Origin of the sequence: Tenacibaculum sp. 1B UA (assembly GCF_033978845.1) — a bacterium.
Classification (GTDB): Bacteria; Bacteroidota; Bacteroidia; order Flavobacteriales; family Flavobacteriaceae; genus Polaribacter.
The window spans coordinates 58050-79972 of the sequence record NZ_JAKVUA010000016.1 but is presented as its reverse complement, the minus strand read 5'-3'; the positions used below and the strand labels follow the sequence as shown (position 1 = coordinate 79972).

Here is a 21923-nt window from a genome sequence, read left to right as displayed (position 1 = left end):
GCTTACCGCTTATCCGTTTGCGGGTGCAAATATAGATACCTTTTTCCACTTAACAACTACTTTTTTTGCCTTTTTTTTATACCCAATTTTTAACTCACTACTCCACAATATTTTAACCCCAAAAGTTTTTTGTAAGTATATCCTGTTTTACATGTCTTCTATCTCTTTTACCCCTAAAACCTCCTAATTAATCGAAAAATTTCTTATACTTAGACTATATATAGGTAGACAACTCGCACTAGGGATTAACTCAATCGTTATTACCTTATTTGTTTCGTTGAATACACAGTACTTAAAGTGGCATCCTTTTGTCTTGACTGTATTTAGCAGCCTAAACAATAAATATAGCAGAAAGCCCGACACTTTATGTTGTTGGAGCGCAGCGGAAACAGACAACAAAGTGAAAAACCAACACCAACAAATCATCTTATGTGAAATACATTATATATATATTGTAGGAAAAATGCTTTTACAATATCTTTGCGATTCAAAATTTCCACTTGTAAGGAAATTATTTATAACAACTATATTATATAATGATAAAGATTACATTACCCGACGGGAGCATCAAAGAATTTGAAATAAACAGCACTCCAATGGATGTTGCTAGAAGTATTAGTGAAGGTTTAGCTAGAAATGTTATTTCTGCGAGTTTTAATGGAACTACCGTTGAAACCTCTACTCCTTTAACCACAGATGGCTCGTTAGTTTTATATACATTTAACAACCCTGAAGGAAAAAAAGCTTTCTGGCATTCTTCTGCTCACGTATTGGCTCAAGCTATTTTAGATTTTTATCCTAATGTAAAATTAACTATTGGTCCCGCTATTGAAAATGGGTTTTATTACGATGTTGATTTTGGAGACGAGTCTATTTCAGAAAAAGACTTTGACAAAATAGAAAAAAAGTTTTTAGAACGTGCTCGTGAAAAAGCAGAATTTAAACTACGTTCTATCTCTAAATCTGATGCTTTAGCTTATTATAAAGCCCAAGATAATCAATATAAGGTAGAGCTTATTGAAGGGTTAGAAGATGGTGACATTACTTTTTGTGATCACAGTGATTTTACTGATTTATGTCGTGGTGGGCACATTCCTAATACAGGAATTATTAAGGCTGTAAAAATTATGAATGTTGCTGGTGCTTATTGGCGTGGTGATGAAAAGAACAATCAGTTAACTCGTGTGTATGGAATTTCTTTCCCTAAACAAAAAGAGTTAAAGCAATATTTAGAACTACTTGAAGAGGCTAAAAAACGTGACCATAGAAAACTTGGGAAAGAGTTAGAGTTATTTACGTTTTCTCAAAAAGTTGGACAAGGTTTACCTTTATGGTTACCTAAAGGCGCTGCTTTACGTGGACGTTTAGAAGATTTCTTAAAAGCTGCTCAGAAGAAAGCTGGTTACGAAATGGTAATGACACCACATATTGGTCAGAAAGAACTATATGTAACTTCAGGACACTATGCTAAATACGGTGAAGATAGTTTTCAGCCGATTACTACTCCGAAGGCTGACGAAGAGTTTTTATTAAAACCGATGAACTGTCCGCATCACTGTGAGGTCTATAATCACAAACCTTATTCGTACAAAGATTTACCAAAACGTTTTGCTGAATTTGGTACTGTATATAGATATGAGCAAAGTGGTGAATTACACGGTTTAACTCGTGTACGTGGTTTTACTCAAGATGATGCTCATATTTTTTGTACCCCTGAACAATTAGATGAAGAGTTTAAAAATGTAATTGATTTAGTACTATATGTATTTGGTTCTTTAGGTTTTGAAAAATTTACTGCACAAGTATCTATTAGAGACATGGATAATCTTGACAAGTATATTGGTTCAGTTGAAAACTGGGAAAAAGCAGAACAAGCAATTATCAATGCAGCAAAAGATAAAGGTTTAGATTATGTGATTGAAGAAGGCGAAGCTGCCTTTTATGGTCCCAAATTAGACTTTATGGTTAAAGATGCTTTAGGCAGAAGTTGGCAATTAGGGACTATTCAAGTAGATTATAATTTACCTGAACGTTTTGATTTACAGTATAAGGGCGCTGACAACCAATTACACAGACCTGTAATGATTCACCGTGCGCCATTTGGTTCTATGGAGCGTTTCATTGCAGTTCTACTGGAGCATACAGGAGGTAATTTCCCGCTTTGGCTAACCCCTGAGCAAGTTATTGTACTGCCAATCAGTGAGAAATATCAAAATTATACAGAAAAAGTTTTAACTTTGTTAGAAAATTCCGAAATTCGCGCCCTCGTTGATAACCGTAACGAGAAGACAGGAAGAAAGATACGCGATGCAGAAGTTAGCAAAATACCTTTTATGGTTATTGTTGGAGAACAGGAAGAAAAAGACGGCACAGTATCTGTAAGAAAACATGGTGAAGGTGATTTAGGAACATTTACTATAGAAGAGTTCGTTTCTCTAATACAGAAAGAAGTTAGTAAAACATTAGTTCCTTTTGGAAGTTAAAAAATAAATAGTAATTTAAAATTTATAAGTCATAGCAATTAGAAGAAAAGGCGGTAGAAGACCCGCAAGAGTAATTAAAGAAGATCAACATAGAATTAATGAAAAAATTAGACATGTTGATGAAGTTCGTCTTGTAGGCGATAACCTTGAAGTTGGTGTATATCCATTAGCTAAAGCTAGAGAGATTGCACGAGAGTTAGAATTAGATTTAGTTGAAATTTCACCTAAAGCTGTTCCTCCTGTATGTAAAGTTATTGATTACAAAAAGTTCTTATATGAGCAAAAGAAACGTGAAAAAGCCTTAAAGTCAAAAGCGACTAAGGTTACCGTTAAGGAGATTCGTTTTGGACCTCAGACTGACGAACATGATTATGAATTTAAAAAGAAGCACGCTATTAAGTTCTTGAAAGACGGAGCTAAATTAAAGGCTTTTGTATTCTTCAAAGGGCGTTCAATTGTATTTAAAGAACAAGGACAAATTTTACTACTAAAATTAGCTCAAGAATTAGAAGAATACGGTAAGGTAGAACAAATGCCTAAATTGGAAGGAAAACGTATGATTATGTTTATTGCCCCTAAAAAGGTTAAATAAACAAATACAACGATAATATAAGCAAGATAAAACTAAGAACAAAGATGCCTAAAATTAAAACAAAGTCTAGTGCCAAAAAACGTTTCAAGTTAACTGGTTCTGGGAAAATCAAAAGAAAGCACGCGTTTAAAAGTCACATTTTAACAAAGAAGTCTAAAAAACGTAAGCTTGCATTAACTCATTCGACTTTAGTACACAAGTCAGATGAAGCTAACATTAAGCAACAATTAGTTTTAAAATAATTGTTAGCACAGGGAATTTAATTATTAACCATGGAGTTAGGCACATGAAGAACTTTTAAATAAGTCGCCTACTACAAAAACATATTTGAATTATGCCAAGATCAGTAAATTCAGTAGCTTCAAGAAATAGAAGAAAAAAAATCTTGAAGCAAGCAAAAGGTTACTTTGGACGTCGTAAAAACGTTTACACAGTAGCAAAGAATGCGGTTGAAAAAGGAATGCTATATGCATACCGTGACCGTAAAAACAATAAGAGAAACTTCCGTTCATTATGGATCCAACGTATTAACGCTGGTGCTCGTCAGTACGGAATGTCTTACTCACAGTTTATGGGTAAAGTTAAAGCTAATAACATTGAGTTAAACCGTAAGGTTTTAGCTGATTTAGCTATGAACAACCCAGAAGCTTTTAAGGCCGTTGTAGAAAAAGTAAAATAAGTTTCATAACCTTGCTTATACTAAAAACCCAAACCTTAACGTTTGGGTTTTTTTAAACCATCTATATTCATCAATTGAACTAAAATATCAATCCTATGAAATTTTTTAAAATAGTATTCATCTTTATTTTTACTCAAAGTATTGTTGCTCAAGATAGCTCTATTGAGCAGCCCAATACTGTTGAAAACCAATTTAAAGAGCTTTACAAAAAATCAAACAACTATCAAATTTATAAGGTTGTAAAAAAAAATGAATACTTAAGACTACAGAATAGTATTTTAGATAGTATAAAAGTTATTAAAACTGATGCAGCTGCTAAACAAGTAAAAATAAATGAGCAGCAAAAAAGTATTACTGAATTACAAACTAAAATAGGTACATTAAATAAAGACTTGACCACTTCTATTGACAAGGAGGATGCTATTTCTTTTATTGGTATTCCTCTAAACAAATCCACTTACAATTCTATCGTATGGGGGATTATTTTTGTTTTACTTGCTGGGTTAACTTTTTTTATCTACAGGTTTAAAAACAGTAATGTAATTACTAAAGAGACTAAAAGTTTACTAACTGATACTGAAGAGGAGTTTGAGCAGTATAAGAGAAAGTCTATTGAAAAAGAACAAAAACTACGTAGACAGTTACAAGACGAAATTAATAAACAACGTGGTGTGAATTAATATTCCATCCCTAATTTACAGAAAAAAGTAACTCTTATTCGGCTACTTTAGTAACCTAAGGGTTGCTTTTTATATTTGTATTCTTCCCTTTTTAAGATAGTTTTGTCATTAGAAAAAAGCTATTTAAAGTTACTACACCTAACAAATACATCAATGAAAAATAATTTTACTCTATTGTTTATTTTGATTTCTTTCAGCATTTATTGCCAAAACAAATATGAAATTAAAGGTTTCTCAAATAAGTATAAAGGATTGTTGACTATTGAGAAAGGTTATGAAAATAAAATTTTTAAAAAAGGATGTATTGCTATTTTTGAATCTAAAACAAATACAAAAATAATAGAAATTCAATCCGACGAATTAACTTTTGAATTAGAAGCTACAAAACATGTTAAAACTAATATTTTAGAACTTCCATATGGAGAACAAAGTATTTTAATATCTAAAGATTTCAATTTTGATGGTATTAAAGATTTAGCCATTATGAATGGGCAATTTAGCTGCTATCATGGACCATCTTTTAACGTCTATCTAGAAATTAACAACAAACTAACATTTAGCCCTGAGTTTACTCGATTAGCGCAAGAATATTGTGGTATGTTTCAAACGAACTCCAAAACAAAAACTATTCACACTATCACAAAAAGTGGTTGTTGCTGGCATCAATATTCAACTTTTAAAGTCGTTAACGACGTACCTACTCCTACTTTAATTATAGAAGAAAACGCTGCATTTGCTCCTTTTTTCTCTACAACTACAACACAGTGGAATGGTAATAAAAAGAACACAAAAATTATTAAAACATTAAACCTTAAATATGATGGTGTTTCTGAAATATTATCATTCAAACTTATTAGAAGCCAAAAACAAGTCGTTCTATTCATCATTGATAATCAAGTGCTTAATTATGCCTTGATAAAACCTAACGGAGTTGTAGAGTTTTCATTTCCTCTTGAAATGATGCAAGAAAATTATAATTTCAACCTCAATAAAACAGATAATACATTAACCTTTAAAAACAGGAATGCAACTTACCAAATCTATCAAAAAAGTAAAGAAAACAAAGTTAATAGCATTGGTATACTTGTTACTGTAAATGGTAAGAATTACGATTTAAAAGGAAATTTAAACTCTATAAAAGGAAGTTTAAAAACTTTAAAAGACACAGAACTAAACAATCTTATCAGCGAATAAGTTTTAGTTTCAATTTTTTTTTAATAAAAATCCCGAGTTTATCACTCGGGACTTTTGTTAAAACTACCATTATCTAGCATTGTATTTCTTATGACAACCCTGAAATTACTCCGTTGTTATCAATTGTCATATTTTCAGATGCTGGTGTTGCAGGCAACCCTGGCATACGCATCATTTTTCCTAAAATTGGAATGATGAACTGTGCTCCTGCCGCAATCTCAATTTCTCTAACCGTAATCGTAAACCCTTCAGGTTTTCCAATTAACTTATCATCATCAGAAAATGATTTTTGCGTTTTTGCCATACAAATAGCAAAGTCGTTAAACCCTAAACGGTCAATTCTACGTAGGTTTAGCTCTGCCTTTTTATCATAAGTTACTCCGTCTGCGCCATAAACTTCTTTAGCTATAGTTTCTATCTTTTCTTTTACTGGACTCTTCCAGTCGTACAGTGGTTTGTACTGTGTTGTTTTATTCTCAACAACGTCAACTACAGCTTTTGCTAAATCTTTAGTTCCTTCTCCTCCTTTCGTCCATCCTTCAGAAACGACAGCTTGTACTCTTAACTTATCACAAGCATCAATTACAAACTGTACTTCTTCATCTGAATCAGAAATAAAAGAATTAATCGCTACTACAGGTTCTATATTGAACTTTCTAATATTTTCAATATGCTTCTCTAAATTTTTAAATCCGTTTTGTACACACTCTAAACTTGGCGTATTATATTCTTCTTTTGGAGAACCTCCATGGTGACGCAATGCTCTAATAGTAGCTACTAATACCACACATTTAGGATTTAACCCTGCATATTGTGATTTGATATTTAAGAATTTTTCTGCTCCTAAGTCAGCCCCAAAACCAGCTTCTGTTACCACATAATTTGATAAAGATAATCCCATTTTAGTCGCAATAATTGTATTTGTCCCTTGTGCTATATTGGCAAAAGGTCCTCCATGAATTATTGCTGGATTTTCTTCTAACGTTTGTACCAAGTTTGGTTTTACAGCATCTTTCAACAAAATAGCCATGGCATCTTGTGCTTTTAAGTCACGTGCAAAAACTGGCTTTTTATCAAAAGTGAACCCAATAAAAATACTCCCTAAGCGTTCTTTTAAATCATCAAAAGAAGTTGCCATACAAAGAATAGCCATTACTTCTGAAGCTGGTGTAATATTGAATCCATCTTCGCGTGGTATCCCATTTGCTGTCCCCCCTAAACCAATTGTGATTTGACGTAACGAACGATCGTTCATATCAATCACACGTTTCCATAAAATAGTACGAGGATCGATATTTAAATTATTAGTTCTGCTCTGTAAATTGTTATCTATTAAAGCTGAGAGTAAATTATTTGCTTTCTCAATAGCATTGAAATCTCCTGTAAAATGTAGGTTGATGTCCTCCATAGGTACAACTTGAGAATATCCACCTCCAGCTGCTCCTCCTTTGATTCCAAAAACTGGCCCTAATGAAGGCTCTCTCAATACTACTGTTGCCTGTTTTCCTACTTTATTCAACCCTTCTGTTAAACCTATAGAAACAGTAGTTTTTCCTTCGCCAGCTGGCGTTGGAGTTAATGCTGTTACCAATACTAAGTTATTTTCTTTTATTTTCTCTTCATCTATTAAGCTTAGGGGTAATTTAGCTTTGTATTTCCCATACATTTCTAAATCATCTTCTTCTATTTGTAACTTACTTGCAATATGCTTAATATGTTGTAATTCTTTTGCTTGAGCAATCTCTATATCGGTTAAATGCGCCATGGCAAATTATTTAAAATTTTAAGTTATTTGTTTTGCTAAAAAGTAGGTAAATATACGTAATATAATCCCTGTAAAAACTGACATTTGTTAGCAAATATTCCCTAATTATTATCTAATCACATAAATATGGTAAAAGAATTCGCTTTTCTTTTAATGAAACGCTATATTTGCACGTTTTTAAAATAAAGTCGATTTAAATTATTTACAATGCAAAACAAAGGATTAATTAAATTATTTGCTATACTTTTTGGTTTAGTAAGTATTTATCAATTATCGTTTACGTTCTTTGCCAATAAGGTAGAAGATAGTGCGAAACAGTATGCTAAGGCTAATGTTAGTGATAACAATGGTAGGGCTTTGGCTAGATATGAAAGAAAATACTTAGATAGCGTAGCTAACAAAGAGGTAGTAGATTTGTGGTTTACACAATACACTTACAATGACATCAGAAACAAGGAAATGAACCTTGGTCTTGATTTAAAAGGGGGTATTAATGCAATTTTACAAGTATCAGTAAAAGATATCTTAATCGGATTATCTAACGATTCTCAAAACACAACTTTTAAGCAAGCATTAGCTAATGCTGATGAAGCTCAAAAAGATAGTCAAGAGAATTATTTAGATTTATTCTATAACGAGTTCGAAAAATTAAGTAATGGTAGCCTTAAATTAAGCGACCCAAGCATTTTTGGAACAAAGGCTTTACGTGATAAAATAGACTTCAACAAAACAAATGAGCAGGTTAAATCGACTTTACAAGAAGAAATCAACACTTCTATCAACACTGCTTTTGAAGTATTACGTAGCCGTATTGATAAATTTGGAGTTGTACAACCAAATATTCAACGAATTGGAAACTCTGGGAGAATTCAAGTAGAATTACCAGGAGCGAAAGACATTGATCGTGTAGAAAAATTATTACAAAGTACTGCTGAATTACAATTTTGGGAAGTATACACAAATGCTGACGTTCAAAACTTTTTCTTTACAGCCAATGCTAAAGTTGCTGAAATGTTAAAAGATGATTCAGCTACTGAGCAAGTTAAAGATACTGCTAAAGCAGACAACGATATTGATGACTTATTAGGTGAGTCAGCTGATTCAACAAATGTTAAAACTCAAAAGAACTTATTTACTTATTTATTTCCAAATGTAGCTCAAAATCAACAACAAGTAAGCTCTTTAGTTGCACAAGCTAGGGTTCAAGATACAGCGAAAGTAAATAGTTTCTTACACAACAAAGAGGTAAGAGCTTTATTACCTAATAACTTAAAATACACTAAGTTTTTATGGGATTACAAATCTCAAGCTGGAGCTGATGGAACGGAGATTATTGGTTTATATGCTATTAAATCTAACAGAAAAGACAAAGCTCCCATTGATGGAGATGTAATTGCTGACGCAAAACAAGAATACGACCAGTTAAGTAAACCTGTTGTGTCTATGTTAATGAATGGCTCAGGAACCAAGCAGTGGGCGAAAATGACTAGCGAAAATGTTGGTAAATTTGTTGCCGTAGTGTTAGATAACTACGTATATACTGCACCTGTAGTAAATGGAGTAATTCCTAATGGTAGCACTCAAATTTCAGGAGGTACAATGACCGTAGCTGAAGCACAGGATATTTCAACTGTATTAAAAGCTGGTAAATTACCTGCTCCGGCTCGTATTATCCAAGCGCAGGTTGTTGGACCATCATTAGGTAAGGAATCTATTGATGCGAGTATGTGGTCATTCGGATTAGCTATTATTTTAGTATTAGTTTGGATGTTCTTATACTATGGAAGAGCTGGTATATATGCTAACATTGCTTTAGTAGTAAACATCTTATTTATTTTCGGGATTTTAGCTTCATTTAACTCTGTATTGACATTACCCGGTATTGCAGGTATTATCTTAACCATAGGTATGTCAGTAGATGCAAACGTAATTATTTTCGAAAGAATTAAAGAAGCGTTATACGGAGGGAAAAACTTAGGTGAATCTGTAGATGAAGGATTTAGTATTAAGGGGGCGTTATCTGCAATTATTGATGCCAATATTACTACTTTACTAACAGGTATTATATTATATACTTTTGGTACAGGACCTATTAAAGGTTTCGCTTTAACCTTAATGATTGGTATTGCTACTTCTTTATTTACAGCTGTATTTATTACTCGTTTATTTATTGACGGTGCAGTTGCTAAAGGAACTAGTTTACCTTTCAATACTGGGTTCTCTAAAAACTGGTTCAGAAATATTAGTGTTGAATTCTTACAAAAACGTAAAATTGCTTATATCATTTCAGGATTCTTCATTGTAATTGGTTTAGTTTCTATTTTTACTGTAGGTTTAAAACAGGGAGTAGATTTTAAAGGAGGTCGTTCTTATGTAGTACGTTTTGATGAAGCTATGAAAGGAAACGAAGTAGCTGAACAATTGAAAGATGTATTTGGTACAGCTCCAGAAGTAAAAACTTATGGATCTGATCACCAATTAAAAATTACTACTGCGTTCAAAATTGACGAAGAAGGCACGGAAGTTGATGAAGCTGTACAAACAGCTCTGTATAAAGGATTAAAGCCTCATTTAGGTAATACTTCATACGAAGACTTTAAACCTGGTTTTGAAAAAGCAGGAAATGGAATTATGAGTTACATGAAAGTAGAACCTACTATTGCTGATGACATTAAGCAATCAGCTTTATGGGCAGTTTTAGGTTCATTAATTGTGGTTTTCTTATACATCTTATTACGTTTTAGAAAAATGGCATATTCTATCGGTGCGGTAGTAGCTGTTTTCCACGATGTATTAGTTGTATTAGGTGTGTTCTCTTTATTATACAAATTCATGCCATTTGATATGGAAATCGGTCAATCATTCATTGCTGCTATCTTAACAGTTGTAGGATACTCGTTAAATGATACCGTGGTAATTTTTGATAGAATTAGAGAGTTTACAGAAGGTAAAAATACAGTTACTGCTAGTTTAGTAAACAAAGCACTAAACAGTACGTTAGGAAGAACTATCAACACCTCTTTAACAACATTATTAGTAATGTTAGCTATTTTCTTCTTTGGGGGAGATAGTATTAAAGGATTTATGTTCGCATTAATCGTAGGTGTAGTAGTAGGTACTTACTCTTCTTTATTTGTTGCAACGCCAATTATGTTTGACGTTTCTAAAAAAGAGGAAAACAAGTAACTCATATAAAAACATACATAAAACCGTTTTGAATAAACTTCAAAACGGTTTTTTCATTTAATATCAAGCAACTATCTTTGCAATCTGATGAAAATTACAAAACTCCACGATTTATACTTTAAAGAATTTATTTCAGCTAATGAAATTTCTACTACTGTAAGCTCTTTGGCTGAACAGTTAAAAAACGATTTACCTCCAAATGAAGTTCCTGTCTTTATAGGTATTTTAAATGGATGCTTTGTTTTTACTGCTGATTTTTTACGTCAGTATAAAGGTAATTGTGAAATTAGTTTTGTTAAGCTGTCTTCTTACCAAGGCACATCTTCAACAGAAAATGTAAAGAGTTTAATTGGTCTTAACGAAGATTTATCTGGTCGTACCGTTGTAATTTTAGAAGATATTATTGACACTGGTACAACCCTTCAAGAGATTTATGAAATCTTTAAAACAAAAAACATAAAAGAATTAAAAATAGTAACACTTTTTTACAAACCTGATGTTTACCGTAAAGAGTTACATATAGACTATATCGGAAAAAGTATTGACGATAAATTTATTGTAGGTTATGGATTAGATTACAAAGGGTATGGTAGAAATTTGCCTGCTATTTATCAATTAACAACACAACCCAATATGAAAAATGTCGTATTATTCGGCCCTCCTGGTGCAGGAAAAGGTACTCAAGCAGAAGTTTTAAAAGAAAAATATAATTTAATACATATTTCAACTGGAGAAGTTTTCCGATTTAATATCAAAAATGAAACTGAACTAGGTGTATTAGCAAAAAAATATATTGATGCTGGAGATTTAGTTCCTGATGAAGTTACCATTAACATGTTAAAAGAGGAGGTAAATAAAAATGCTGATGCTGCTGGGTTTATTTTCGATGGCTTCCCCCGTACAGAATCACAAGCAGAAGCGTTAGATACTTTTTTAGCTGAGAAAGGTGAACGTATTAACGGAATGGTTGCTTTAGAAGTACCAGAAGATTTATTGGTTGAACGTTTACTAGAAAGAGGAAAAACTAGTGGTCGTTCAGATGATATGGATGAAAGTAAAATTCGTAATCGTTTTAATGAATATAACACTAAAACAGCTATTTTAAAAGATTATTACCAAGCACAAGGTAATTATTATGGTGTAAACGGTGTTGGTTCTATTGAAGAGATTACACAGCGTTTATCTGACGTATTTGATACGTTATAAATTACAGTACTTTGTTATTCCCGACTAGAACAGGAATTTCATTGTATAAATAATATAATATTAACAAAATTCCTGCTTTCGTAGGAATAACATTATAGAAGAAATGACTGAAGGAAATTTTGTCGACTATATTAAAATCTACGCATCATCGGGTAAAGGTGGTCGTGGATCTGCACACTTACATCGCGAAAAGTACATCACGAAAGGTGGTCCTGATGGCGGTGATGGTGGTCGTGGTGGTCATATTATATTACGTGGCGATAAAAATATGTGGACGCTTTTCCATTTAAAATTTAAACGTCATTTTAGAGCAGAACACGGTGGCGATGGTAGTAGTAGTAGAAGTACCGGACAGGATGGTTCTGATGTTATTGTTCCTGTTCCTTTAGGAACTATTATCCGTAATGCAGATACCGATGAAGTTTTACACGAAGTTGTTGAAGACGGACAAGAAATTATCTTATTAGAAGGTGGTAAAGGTGGTCGTGGTAACTGGCACTTTAAATCGTCAACTAATCAAACACCTCGTTATGCGCAACCAGGTATTGACGGCCAAGAAGGTTGGTATCGTATCGAATTGAAAGTTTTAGCTGATGTTGGTTTAGTAGGTTTCCCAAATGCTGGAAAGTCTACTTTATTATCGGTAATAACTGCAGCAAAACCAAAAATTGCTGATTACGCTTTTACAACCTTAAAACCTAACTTAGGAATTGTAGAATACAGAAATCATCAAAGTTTTGTAATGGCTGATATTCCTGGAATTATTGAAGGCGCTGCAGAAGGAAAAGGTTTAGGGCATCACTTTTTACGACATATCGAACGTAACTCTACCCTACTCTTTTTAATTCCTGCTGATAGTGAGGATATAAAAAAGGAATATGAAATCTTGCTGAATGAACTTCGCAAACACAATCCTGAATTGTTGGATAAAGATCGTTTGTTAGCCATTTCTAAGTCAGATATGTTAGACGACGAATTAAAAGAAGAAATTAAACAAGATTTTTTACCAGAAGGTATTGAAGCCTTATTTATCTCTTCTGTTGCCCAACAAGGCTTAATGGAGCTCAAAGATAAATTGTGGAAAATGCTGAATTAATTATTTTCAACAAGATAAACTTTAAAAAAAACACCTCTACGAGGTGTTTTTTTAATCCATATTCCAAATATTTTCAAATATTTCTTTAAAGGATTCATCAGCATTTTCTTGAATACTATTATCTATATACTCTCTCATTAGTGTTACTCTATCTACAGCACTTGGATGTGTAAATATTTCTGGTCCTAATAAAGATTGAACTACTTCTAAATTCTGTTTTAATTCTTCTCCTAAAACTTTTTCTTTGGTTAGCATTAAATGTATGGCAATTAAATCTGCTAAATACTCTGCTTTTTTATAATCATTTGTTTCAATCCCAGAAGGTATTTGTGAACCCAATTTAAACTTTTTTGCTTGATTAAGTGTTACGATGTGACCTATCTCGTGAGATAGTACATAAACTTTTATATACTCTTTATCATAATCTACTAATCCTTGACTTACTTCAATATAATTATCTGCTGCTCCAGCATTAATAGAGTTGTCATTCTTATCTATCCTAAATTCATTAGGTATTTTTATATCAATATATGAACTAAACAGAGGTTTTATTTTTTCTTGATACAGTTTATTTAGCTGTTCTTCTTTTGTCAGCTCTACAATTATATCTTCGTTTTTTATAGCACTTGTTTTACAAGTTACTAATAAAATAGCTATTAATAATATGGTTATTTTTTTCATAATAATAAATTTGCATAAAAAAACACCCTTAAAATAAATCTTAAGAGTGCTTAACTAGGGGAATAATCAATTAATCAAAATAAGTGTACGTAATGTCAGTGTTGATGAATCCAAATACTACATATGATGCTGTTACTGGGTAGTTATCTGTGTTATATGTATATGTTACAGGTGTATCACTTGAAAAACTACCTTGGGTTGGGTTGTTTACATTAACTGCATCTAACCCTATTCCTATATTTATCTTTGAAAAAGCTGATGGGTAAACACCTTTAAAAGGATTGTTTTTATCATCATAAGTATTTTCCAATGTTTCAGTTCCAATAGTTTGAGACTTTACATTCCCTTCTTCATTGTATATATAACTTGTATTTGTTACCTTATCATTTTCTTTGTTTACTCTTTCTTTCTTTTCTAATCTATTATCCGCATCGTAAGTATAAGTGTAAGTATAAATTTCTTTTCCATCTTCTTTTTCAATAGCGCTTACAATTAAACCTGCATCATTGTAGGTATAAATAGTACTTTTTGCATCAGTTTTAACTTCAATTACTTGGTTTTTGTCATCATATACCAATGTGTACGTTGTGGTTGCTCCTCCTTCTTCAATTGCGTATGATTTAATAAAATTAGATACATCATCATACGTATAAGTAGTTAGGCTCTCACTATAATCATCTTTAAAAAGGAAGGTTTGAATTTTTGAACCACTACCTACTTCTCCACGAATATTAATAGTAACATTGTATACTTTCTCATCACCATTTTCTGCAGTAACAGTAAAAGGCATTGCTTCACCGTCAACAAAATTTACCGCTTCTCCTGAGGCTGGTGAAATAGTAGCTTTATCTGATATGGTAATATTAGGAACTAAACCTGTAATATCTGTTTTAAAAGGAACACTTATTGTAATGTTATTTCCTAAATCGTATATAACATCATCTTCACTTAAGCCTTCAAAGTTTATTTTAAAACTTGTAATACTGTTTAAAGATGATTGTACTACTTTATCGTTATCATCACTAGAGCAGCTTACTATTACAAGTGCAATAATTAAAGACAAAAAAGGGAAAACTTTTTTCATAATGTAAATATTTAAATAATTAGTAATTAAGTATCAATTTATTTTTATCCGTTTGATACTTGCCGGATATTTTTATCTTAAAAATTTGGGTTGTTTATCTTAGCATCGTTTGGAAACTGAACTACATACCTACTGTCATTTTTATTTAGGGTATAATTTTTTCCTTCGTACCACTTTGTTATTTCAGGTTGCGTAGTTCTTTTTAAGTCATTCCAACGTTGCCCCTCAATTGCAAATTCACGTGCACGCTCGTCTAATATTTCTTCATATAACTGTTGCTTTGTTAATGAATTAATATAAGTGGTATAAGTTGTAACTTTAGTTGGTGTATACCTGTTCTTTACTAATACTAACAGTTGCTCTTTTGCAAATGTTAATTCGTTTAATTGTGTATACGCTTCTGCTAATGTTAAGTATAGTTCAGCTACTCTGAAAGTTGATTTGTACTTAATGTCTGCTGTTTTAGCAGCTCTGTAAACTGTTCCGTCTTTCTTAAAATAAATATTAAATCTTAAATCGTTTATTCTATCATACTTATTTAAAAATTGATCAGAAACCACAGCATTACTTGCTATATCAAAAGACGACACTTGATCTAATGCTAAAATAGATTCTACAGAACTGAACTCTGACGGCATGATAGAATCATCTGCATTTAAGTCTTGTATTGTATTTTTTATAGTTAAAGCTTCTTTACTTGCATCAATAGCCTTTTGCCATTCTTTTTTATATAAATACACTCTAGCTTTCAAGCTTTTTAATGCCAGTTTTGAAAACCTATAGTTAAAACCAGTAGCTTGCTGTTCTATATTTAAACGTGCTTCTGCATTAGAAAGATCATTTAAAATTTGTGTATAAACTTCTTCTACTGATTGAATGTCATACTTTTGGTCTAAGTTGTATTCAGTAACTATAGGAGCACCATTGTCACTACTGGCTGAAGTAGTATCATATGCTTTTGCATATAAATTAACTAACTGAAAGTATTGCAGTGCTCGTAATGCATAAGCTTCTCCTACCAACTGGCTAATAGCTGTTGCATCTCCTGTAATTTCTGTTTCTTTTTCTATAACATGATTTGCATGAAAAATTATTTTATAAAAACTAGCATACGAAAAAGCTGTTGTTAATGGTGAAGCATTCGCATCGTTCCATAAATAAAGGTCCTCATATTGTTCTGAACCAACGGAACTTTTACTTAATTGTAACTCATCAGCTCTATAAGTAGTTAGAATATGATTGTTCTTTTCTGTTGCATAAGCTGTTGTTAAAAAATTTCTATAATCTTCAACAGATTTAGGAATTACTTGTCCTACTGGTTCTACGTCTAAGTAATCATCGCAAGAAACAATGCTTACTATACTAATCAATAATATATATATATGTTTTTTCATTTCTATATTTTTTAAAAAGAAAGATTAAATCCGAAAGAAATAATTTTAGGAATTGGTTGTGAATACGAACTACCAAAAGTTTCTGGATCAAAGTACCCGTCATAATCTGTTCCAAAAACAAATAGATTTCTTCCTTCTAGGTTAAAGCTTAATCTTGAAACATTTATATCTTCTAGATATTTGCTTGGAACACTATATCCAAACTTTATACTATTAACTCTGATATATGAAATTTTATCTACCCAAATATCTAAGTCTCTAAATGTATTACCTGCATCGTATGTATTATACCAGCTATACACTAAATCTGTTTCAAAGCCTGGTGTTGTACCACCTATAAAAGCTGGGTAACTTCCTGTACCTGCTTTTAAAACCTCAGTACTATAGTTATATGTTGGACTTATTTGAGTTGGGTGGTACGTAGGTGTTCTTTTTACAGTCTGATTTATGTTAAAATTGGTTGCAATACTTAAACTAAATTCTTTGTATTGGAATTTATTTATAAAACCTCCGCTAAACTCAGGGTCTCCATTACCTACATAGGTATATAAATCTCTATGTTCTTCATTTGTTAACTGGCTTCCATCAACCCCTTCTGATAGATTATAAAAATCTACCGCAGTTACCTTTTTTCCATCTTTCCAAAACAATGGTAATCCGTTACTATCTAAACCTGCTGTTTTAATAGCAAAAACTGCATTTACTCCGTACCCTAATAAAGAAGGTTTTAATTCATTATCTCTAATTTGAATCTTTTCTACTTTATTTTTATTATGTGATATATTAAAACTTGTGCTCCACTTAAAATCATCTTTTACTATATTTTTTGTGTTTATAGCCAATTCAACTCCTTTATTACTTAATGTTGCCCAATTTGTGTTAATAAAATTAAAACCAGATTCTAGAGGTATTGATTGTAATCCTATTAAATCAGAACTTTTACGATAATAATAATCTGCTGACACGTATAATCTATTATTGAATAAACCTAAGTCAAACCCTACATTTGATGATATTGTTTTTTCCCAACGTAAATCTTTGTTAGGGGCAGATATTACATTAATTCCTTGTTCAGAATTCCCTGGTAAAATAGTTTCATCTTTATAATTTCCTACTACAAAAGGAGATGTTGATTTATCTATGTTTCCTTGTACACCGTATGAACCTCTTATTTTAAGCTCATTAATAGCATCTACATCAAAAAAGCTTTCTCTAGCTACATTCCAAGAACCTGCAACTGACCATAAAGGCAAGTATCTAAACTCTGGATTTACTCCAAATAAGTTTGATCCATCATATCGTAAACTTCCAAATACTGTATACTTTCTATCATAGGTATAAGAAGCTGTTCCGAAGAAAGAAGCGTATGCATTTTCATTAATTGTTTTCTTGTATGGGTTAAACAATTCATTTCCTAAAGCTCTTTCATCTGTTATAGGTACGGTTCTTAAAGTATTTGAATTAAAACCAAATCCTTTTGTATGAATTTCAGTTCGTTTATCCTCTCTAAACTCGGTACCTAACATAACATCAACTTCATGAATATTGTTTATAGAAGTGTTGTAATTTAATGTTGTTTTCCAATTATATTGAAAAGCATCACTATTCCAGTTTTGATTAATACCTCCTTCTGGCATAAAAAAGGCATCGTTACCATCTTCATCTTGATATCTAGATCCAAATCTATATTTTCTAGTATAGTAACTATTTTTATCTCCAAATTTTTCAGTTTGGTCAAAATCAAACTGCATACCTAATTGAGTGTATAATTTTAAAGTATTATCAAACTCGTATGTAAGATCAATTATTGGTTTAATAGAATACGATGTTAATTCTTGATTCGTATTCTGTCTTTCTTCTAACGGGTTATAGCTTAAGTTTAATTCAGATCTTTCAATTAAATCAGGATCATAATTATAACTACCATCAGCATTAAATGGCGTAAAATATGGATTTACTCTTCTTGAATAATTTGCTGGATTGGTGTATGCATCAGCCCCTGTAATGTACGATGTATTTTTGTTTCTACTAGCAAAAACCGATACCCCAATATTTAATTTATCGTTTAAATCATAATCATTTTTAAAAGTAAGATTATACCTGTTTAAACCTGTTCCTTTTGTAGTTCCTTCTTCATCAAAATATCCTAAAGAGAAATAATATCTTGATTTCTCACTTCCACCAGAAAGTGTTAATCCGTATTGTTGATTTATAGCTGCTTGGTATAACTCATTACCCCAATTAGTATTTTGATTTCTTAAGTTATTGATAGCATTTTGTGCTAATGGATTTATACTTGAAAAACCATTGTTTTGAAAGTTGTCATATTCTCCATAAGCTTGTAAAATACGAGATACTCCTCCTCTTTCACTTTGGTAAGTTAAATCTGACCTACTAGCTAAACCTAATTCAAAATCTACTTTCTCAGAAGCATTCATTAAATTTAACTTATCAAAATCGGGACGTAATGTTAAGAAAGTACTTGCATTAAAGTTAACTCTCATCGTTCCTTCTTTACCTTTTTTAGTAGTAATTACAATTACTCCGTTTGCCGCTCTTGCACCGTAAATAGAAGTTGCTGAGGCATCTTTTAATATCGTAATTTCTTCAATATCTTCAGGGTTTATTCCTGCAATAGGAAAAGATTTTAAATTATCTATATTATCTTTATCTCTAAAATCTTTAGGTATATCATTTCCTTGTAAAGGAATTCCGTCTAGAACCCATAAAGGATCCGAAGAACCATTTAAAGTTGAAGTACCTCTAATTTGAATTTTAGCTGGTGCTCCTGGTGCTCCACTAGTTGGCTGAACAAGTACTCCAGAAATTTCTCCGGAAAGCATTTGATCTATATTAGCAGTACCTGCACGTTTAACATCATCTGTTTTTATTTTGGCAAACGACGATGTTATTTTTCTCTTTTCTATTTTTTGATACCCCATAACAACAACCTCTCCTAAAAGCTCTTCCTTTTCTTTTAAGGTTATTATCATGTTAGTACTTCTATTTTCTACATTTATTTTTTCAGTTTCAAAACCTATGTATGAAATTATAATATATTTTGTCTCTTTTGGCGCTTTGAATGAAAAATTACCATCAAAATCGGTAGTGGTACCAATCATAGAAGCCTGAATAACTCCATCTATATTAGTTTTATTCCCTATCATTTTAGTTGAAGCATAAATGCTAACTCCTGGCAAGGTTTCATTTCTAGCTTCATCGATAACTGTCCCACTTATTGTTTTTGTATTCTGCGCAAAAACTGAAAATGGTATAAAAAGCAGTAAGTAAATTAATTTTTTATTCATCATCTTAATTATTCAAATTATATTCTATTCTAGCTATTAAATCATTGTAGTGATTCTGAGTAGCCTTATCCCCTTTCTTTCTTTTCTTTTTCAATAATTTTAAGATTCTTTCTAATTCTGCTCTTTTATTTGAACCCGCATCTGACACTCTGGGTATGTAAGTAAAGTGTACATTTTTAAAGTTCTTATGTTCGTTTGTTAATGTTGTTTGTTTTGTTTTCTTTAATAATATGTTTCTATCAACAGTTAATACGTCTACATAATTTTTTTGAGTCATACGATCAAACATATTTATAGGTTTATTTTTAATCGTTTTTTTAAAAATGGCTTCGAAAAGTTCATTAAATAAATATTCTTCTGTAAAAACTTTTTTATCATCAGACGTTAACACTTTGTTTTCAGTAATTCGCATTAATCTATCTGTTTCAACAAGACGATAAATCATGTTTGTTTGATAGGCTCGATGCATAGAGACCGGAGAGTAAAACCGTTCACCATCTGGTGCATCTCTTACAGGGTATACTTTATGGATTAAATCAGGAGTAAACAGCCATTTTTGTGGCAAAATCGCTTTATTTATTATATACTCTAATGATTTTTTTTGAACTTCTACAGGAACTGGCACAAAGGTGTTTTTATTATCGCCATAAATAGTATTATTGATATAAATCCCTCCAATATTTGCCATAACATGATTATTGTATAGTACCCACTGATCTATTACTGCTTTATATAACTTAGATGCTCTATAATAATCTTCTCCTTCCTCCTTTGTCCATGTTAAAATGTTAGGTACAATTCTTTGTAAGTTTTTTAATCCGTACTCACTTGCTTTTACTGCATCATCACCTAAATCTTCACTTTGCGACCTTGGGTCTATAACCTTTCTTTGCTGTGGACCATAAAAATATAATGGATCATTTTCATGTTTTCTTATCCACTGGTTTAGTATTGGTAATTCTTCATGAGGTGTTTTTCCTTCTAACCAACGGTACCCCCAATTAATAGCATACTTGTCATACACTCCAATTTTCGGACTAATTTCGGTTACATTATCACCTGGTTGAGCTACATAATTATAACGAGCGTAATCCATTATAGATGGTGCAGTCCCTCCCATTTTCTTAGTAAAACTAGCTGATCTTAATGAATCTACGGGGTAACTAAATGATGCTCCCATGTTATGTTTTAATCCAAAAGTGTGCCCTACTTCATGAGATGATACAAATTTAATAGACTCCCCCATTATTTCATCTGAAAAAACATTAGCTCTTGCTTCTAGGTTTATAGGTCCTGTTTGAACACGAATCCATTGGTGTAGACCTTTCATTAAATTATGCCACCAAATGATATCTGACTCTAAAATCTCTCCACTTCTAGGGTCTACTATTGAAGGTCCCATAGCATTTTGCCTTTCTGAAGCCACGTAGGTAATTACCGAATAACGAACATCGTCAATATCAAAATCTTTATCTTCTTTGGTAACTTGTTTGACAACTACTGCGTTTTTAAAACCAGCCTGTTCGAAAGCTTTATTCCAATCATAAACTCCATTTTCAATATATGATATCCATTTTTTTGGAGTTGCAGGATCTATATAATATACTATTTGTTTTTTAGGAATCACTAACTCTCCTTTTTTATATCTTTCGATATCTTCTTTTTTGGGTTCAAGCCTCCAGCGCGTAATTAATTCTCGATGTTCTACTTCATGCTGATTATCAGAATAATAATCCATAGGTTTACTAAAATACCCTATCCTTTTATCTCCAAAACGTGGCTTCATTATGTTTGTTGGTAACAAAACTATATTGGTTGTAACTCCAATAGATAAAGGTAGTGCCGCACTTTTTCCTTCAGATACAGAAGTCGTTAAAAGAGATTTTACTACTATGTTTTTAGAAAAAGTTTTTACTTTCTCAATCTTAGACAGTTTTGTTTTAACACTACCACCTAAACCTATATTTGACAATAAATCATTAAAACTTTTGTCTTTTCCGTTAAAAACTCTATTTACTTTAATTAATGCCGATGTTTTCTTTTCGTTTTCTGACTCAATTTTAAACTCCTCTATAATAGATTCGCCAAAATTATCATGTACCGAAAGTGTAATTGCATTATTTTTGGGTGAAGTTACTCTTGGGTTAATTGTTTTTACCCAAACCTTATTTAATACTGTGTCTTTATAGAACCTAATTAATTTAGTTTCATAAGCCATCCCTTTATTTAATCCGTGTCCGTTTAGTGCGTAAGGAACTTGAGAAACTTTATTGACAATTAAAAAGTCTTTTGAGAATAATGAATCTGGGATTTCAAAGTAGATATCTTCTTTTAATCTGTAAATATTAAACAGTCCCTCTTTTTTGTTTCCCTCTTTTTGTAATTTCTTGTATGAAACTTTACTAGTACTTTTAATAGTATCTTTTTTTTCTTCTTCTTTCTTTTGTGCTGCTACCATTGTGGTAAAAAACACCAAGAATAAACTAAGTACTTTTAAATTAATGTTCTTCATTTGAGAATACCCCTTCATAAATTATGTTGTTATTAAGAAGAAACCAAATATAGAAATGAAGAT

At 31.7% G+C, this 21923-nt stretch carries 15 protein-coding genes; 9 read left to right on the top strand and 6 right to left on the bottom strand.

From position 1 onward, the window contains the following. Positions 1-536: 536 nt before the first annotated feature. From thrS to MK851_RS12320, 6 genes are all read left to right on the top strand, one after another. On the top strand, positions 537-2483 hold the full coding sequence (thrS, locus tag MK851_RS12345) for a threonine--tRNA ligase (protein ID WP_320244218.1): 1947 nt from the start codon (positions 537-539) through the stop codon (positions 2481-2483). A gap of 73 nt (positions 2484-2556) precedes the next feature. Beyond that, entirely contained in the window at positions 2557-3075 is a 519-nt protein-coding gene (infC, locus tag MK851_RS12340) for a translation initiation factor IF-3 (RefSeq protein WP_320244219.1), read from the top strand. Positions 3076-3119: 44 nt separating this feature from the next. Continuing rightward, a complete protein-coding gene (gene rpmI, locus MK851_RS12335) occupies positions 3120-3317 on the top strand; it encodes a 50S ribosomal protein L35 (protein WP_099215431.1) in 198 nt (65 codons plus the stop codon). Between the two features lie 92 nt (positions 3318-3409). Then, entirely contained in the window at positions 3410-3754 is a 345-nt protein-coding gene (rplT, locus tag MK851_RS12330; protein ID WP_115901682.1) for a 50S ribosomal protein L20, read from the top strand. Between the two features lie 95 nt (positions 3755-3849). Continuing rightward, positions 3850-4434: a tRNA (guanine-N1)-methyltransferase gene (locus MK851_RS12325; RefSeq protein WP_320244217.1), complete on the top strand. Its 585-nt coding sequence runs from the start codon at positions 3850-3852 to the stop codon at positions 4432-4434. Between the two features lie 153 nt (positions 4435-4587). Continuing rightward, positions 4588-5628 (top strand): XAC2610-related protein, encoded by a 1041-nt coding sequence (locus MK851_RS12320; RefSeq protein ID WP_320244216.1) that lies wholly within the window; start codon positions 4588-4590, stop codon positions 5626-5628. An 88-nt stretch (positions 5629-5716) separates the two neighbouring features. Here the strand turns inward: MK851_RS12320 and MK851_RS12315 are convergent, their stop codons facing one another. Continuing rightward, on the bottom strand, positions 5717-7393 hold the full coding sequence (locus tag MK851_RS12315; RefSeq protein ID WP_320244215.1) for a formate--tetrahydrofolate ligase: 1677 nt from the start codon (positions 7391-7393) through the stop codon (positions 5717-5719). A gap of 207 nt (positions 7394-7600) precedes the next feature. Here MK851_RS12315 and secDF point away from each other — a divergent pair, with 207 nt between their 5' ends. The 3 genes from secDF to obgE all read left to right on the top strand — a co-directional run bounded on the left by secDF (position 7601) and on the right by obgE (position 12881). Further along, positions 7601-10579, top strand: coding sequence for a protein translocase subunit SecDF (gene secDF / locus MK851_RS12310; RefSeq protein ID WP_320244214.1), 2979 nt, complete (start codon positions 7601-7603; stop codon positions 10577-10579). An 87-nt stretch (positions 10580-10666) separates the two neighbouring features. Next, a complete protein-coding gene (locus MK851_RS12305; protein ID WP_320244213.1) occupies positions 10667-11785 on the top strand; it encodes an adenylate kinase in 1119 nt (372 codons plus the stop codon). Between the two features lie 103 nt (positions 11786-11888). Beyond that, on the top strand, positions 11889-12881 hold the full coding sequence (obgE, locus tag MK851_RS12300) for a GTPase ObgE (protein WP_320244212.1): 993 nt from the start codon (positions 11889-11891) through the stop codon (positions 12879-12881). Between the two features lie 51 nt (positions 12882-12932). On the opposite strand, the gene MK851_RS12295 is transcribed toward obgE, so the two are convergent. From MK851_RS12295 to MK851_RS12275, 5 genes are all read right to left on the bottom strand, one after another. Next, the gene (locus tag MK851_RS12295) at positions 12933-13562 is read right to left on the bottom strand and encodes a hypothetical protein (protein WP_320244211.1); all 630 of its coding nucleotides are present in this window, start codon (positions 13560-13562) and stop codon (positions 12933-12935) included. Positions 13563-13632: 70 nt separating this feature from the next. Then, complete coding sequence (locus MK851_RS12290; RefSeq protein ID WP_320244210.1) at positions 13633-14646, bottom strand: hypothetical protein; 1014 nt, start codon at positions 14644-14646, stop codon at positions 13633-13635. A gap of 77 nt (positions 14647-14723) precedes the next feature. Continuing rightward, complete coding sequence (locus MK851_RS12285; protein ID WP_320244209.1) at positions 14724-16040, bottom strand: RagB/SusD family nutrient uptake outer membrane protein; 1317 nt, start codon at positions 16038-16040, stop codon at positions 14724-14726. An 11-nt stretch (positions 16041-16051) separates the two neighbouring features. Further along, a complete protein-coding gene (locus MK851_RS12280; protein ID WP_320244208.1) occupies positions 16052-19348 on the bottom strand; it encodes a SusC/RagA family TonB-linked outer membrane protein in 3297 nt (1098 codons plus the stop codon). Between the two features lie 4 nt (positions 19349-19352). Beyond that, entirely contained in the window at positions 19353-21878 is a 2526-nt protein-coding gene (locus MK851_RS12275) for a zinc-dependent metalloprotease (protein WP_320244207.1), read from the bottom strand. Positions 21879-21923: the final 45 nt, after the last annotated feature.

Coding starts and splice junctions, on each gene's coding strand:
- MK851_RS12315 (WP_320244215.1), bottom strand. CDS start 7,393: ATGGCGCATTTAACCGATATAGAGATTGCTCAAGCAAAAGAATTACAA.
- rpmI (WP_099215431.1), top strand. CDS start 3,120: ATGCCTAAAATTAAAACAAAGTCTAGTGCCAAAAAACGTTTCAAGTTA.
- thrS (WP_320244218.1), top strand. CDS start 537: ATGATAAAGATTACATTACCCGACGGGAGCATCAAAGAATTTGAAATA.
- MK851_RS12285 (WP_320244209.1), bottom strand. CDS start 16,040: ATGAAAAAACATATATATATATTATTGATTAGTATAGTAAGCATTGTT.
- MK851_RS12325 (WP_320244217.1), top strand. CDS start 3,850: ATGAAATTTTTTAAAATAGTATTCATCTTTATTTTTACTCAAAGTATT.
- MK851_RS12295 (WP_320244211.1), bottom strand. CDS start 13,562: ATGAAAAAAATAACCATATTATTAATAGCTATTTTATTAGTAACTTGT.
- MK851_RS12290 (WP_320244210.1), bottom strand. CDS start 14,646: ATGAAAAAAGTTTTCCCTTTTTTGTCTTTAATTATTGCACTTGTAATA.
- MK851_RS12280 (WP_320244208.1), bottom strand. CDS start 19,348: ATGAATAAAAAATTAATTTACTTACTGCTTTTTATACCATTTTCAGTT.
- MK851_RS12275 (WP_320244207.1), bottom strand. CDS start 21,878: ATGAAGGGGTATTCTCAAATGAAGAACATTAATTTAAAAGTACTTAGT.
- MK851_RS12320 (WP_320244216.1), top strand. CDS start 4,588: ATGAAAAATAATTTTACTCTATTGTTTATTTTGATTTCTTTCAGCATT.
- secDF (WP_320244214.1), top strand. CDS start 7,601: ATGCAAAACAAAGGATTAATTAAATTATTTGCTATACTTTTTGGTTTA.
- MK851_RS12305 (WP_320244213.1), top strand. CDS start 10,667: ATGAAAATTACAAAACTCCACGATTTATACTTTAAAGAATTTATTTCA.
- rplT (WP_115901682.1), top strand. CDS start 3,410: ATGCCAAGATCAGTAAATTCAGTAGCTTCAAGAAATAGAAGAAAAAAA.
- obgE (WP_320244212.1), top strand. CDS start 11,889: ATGACTGAAGGAAATTTTGTCGACTATATTAAAATCTACGCATCATCG.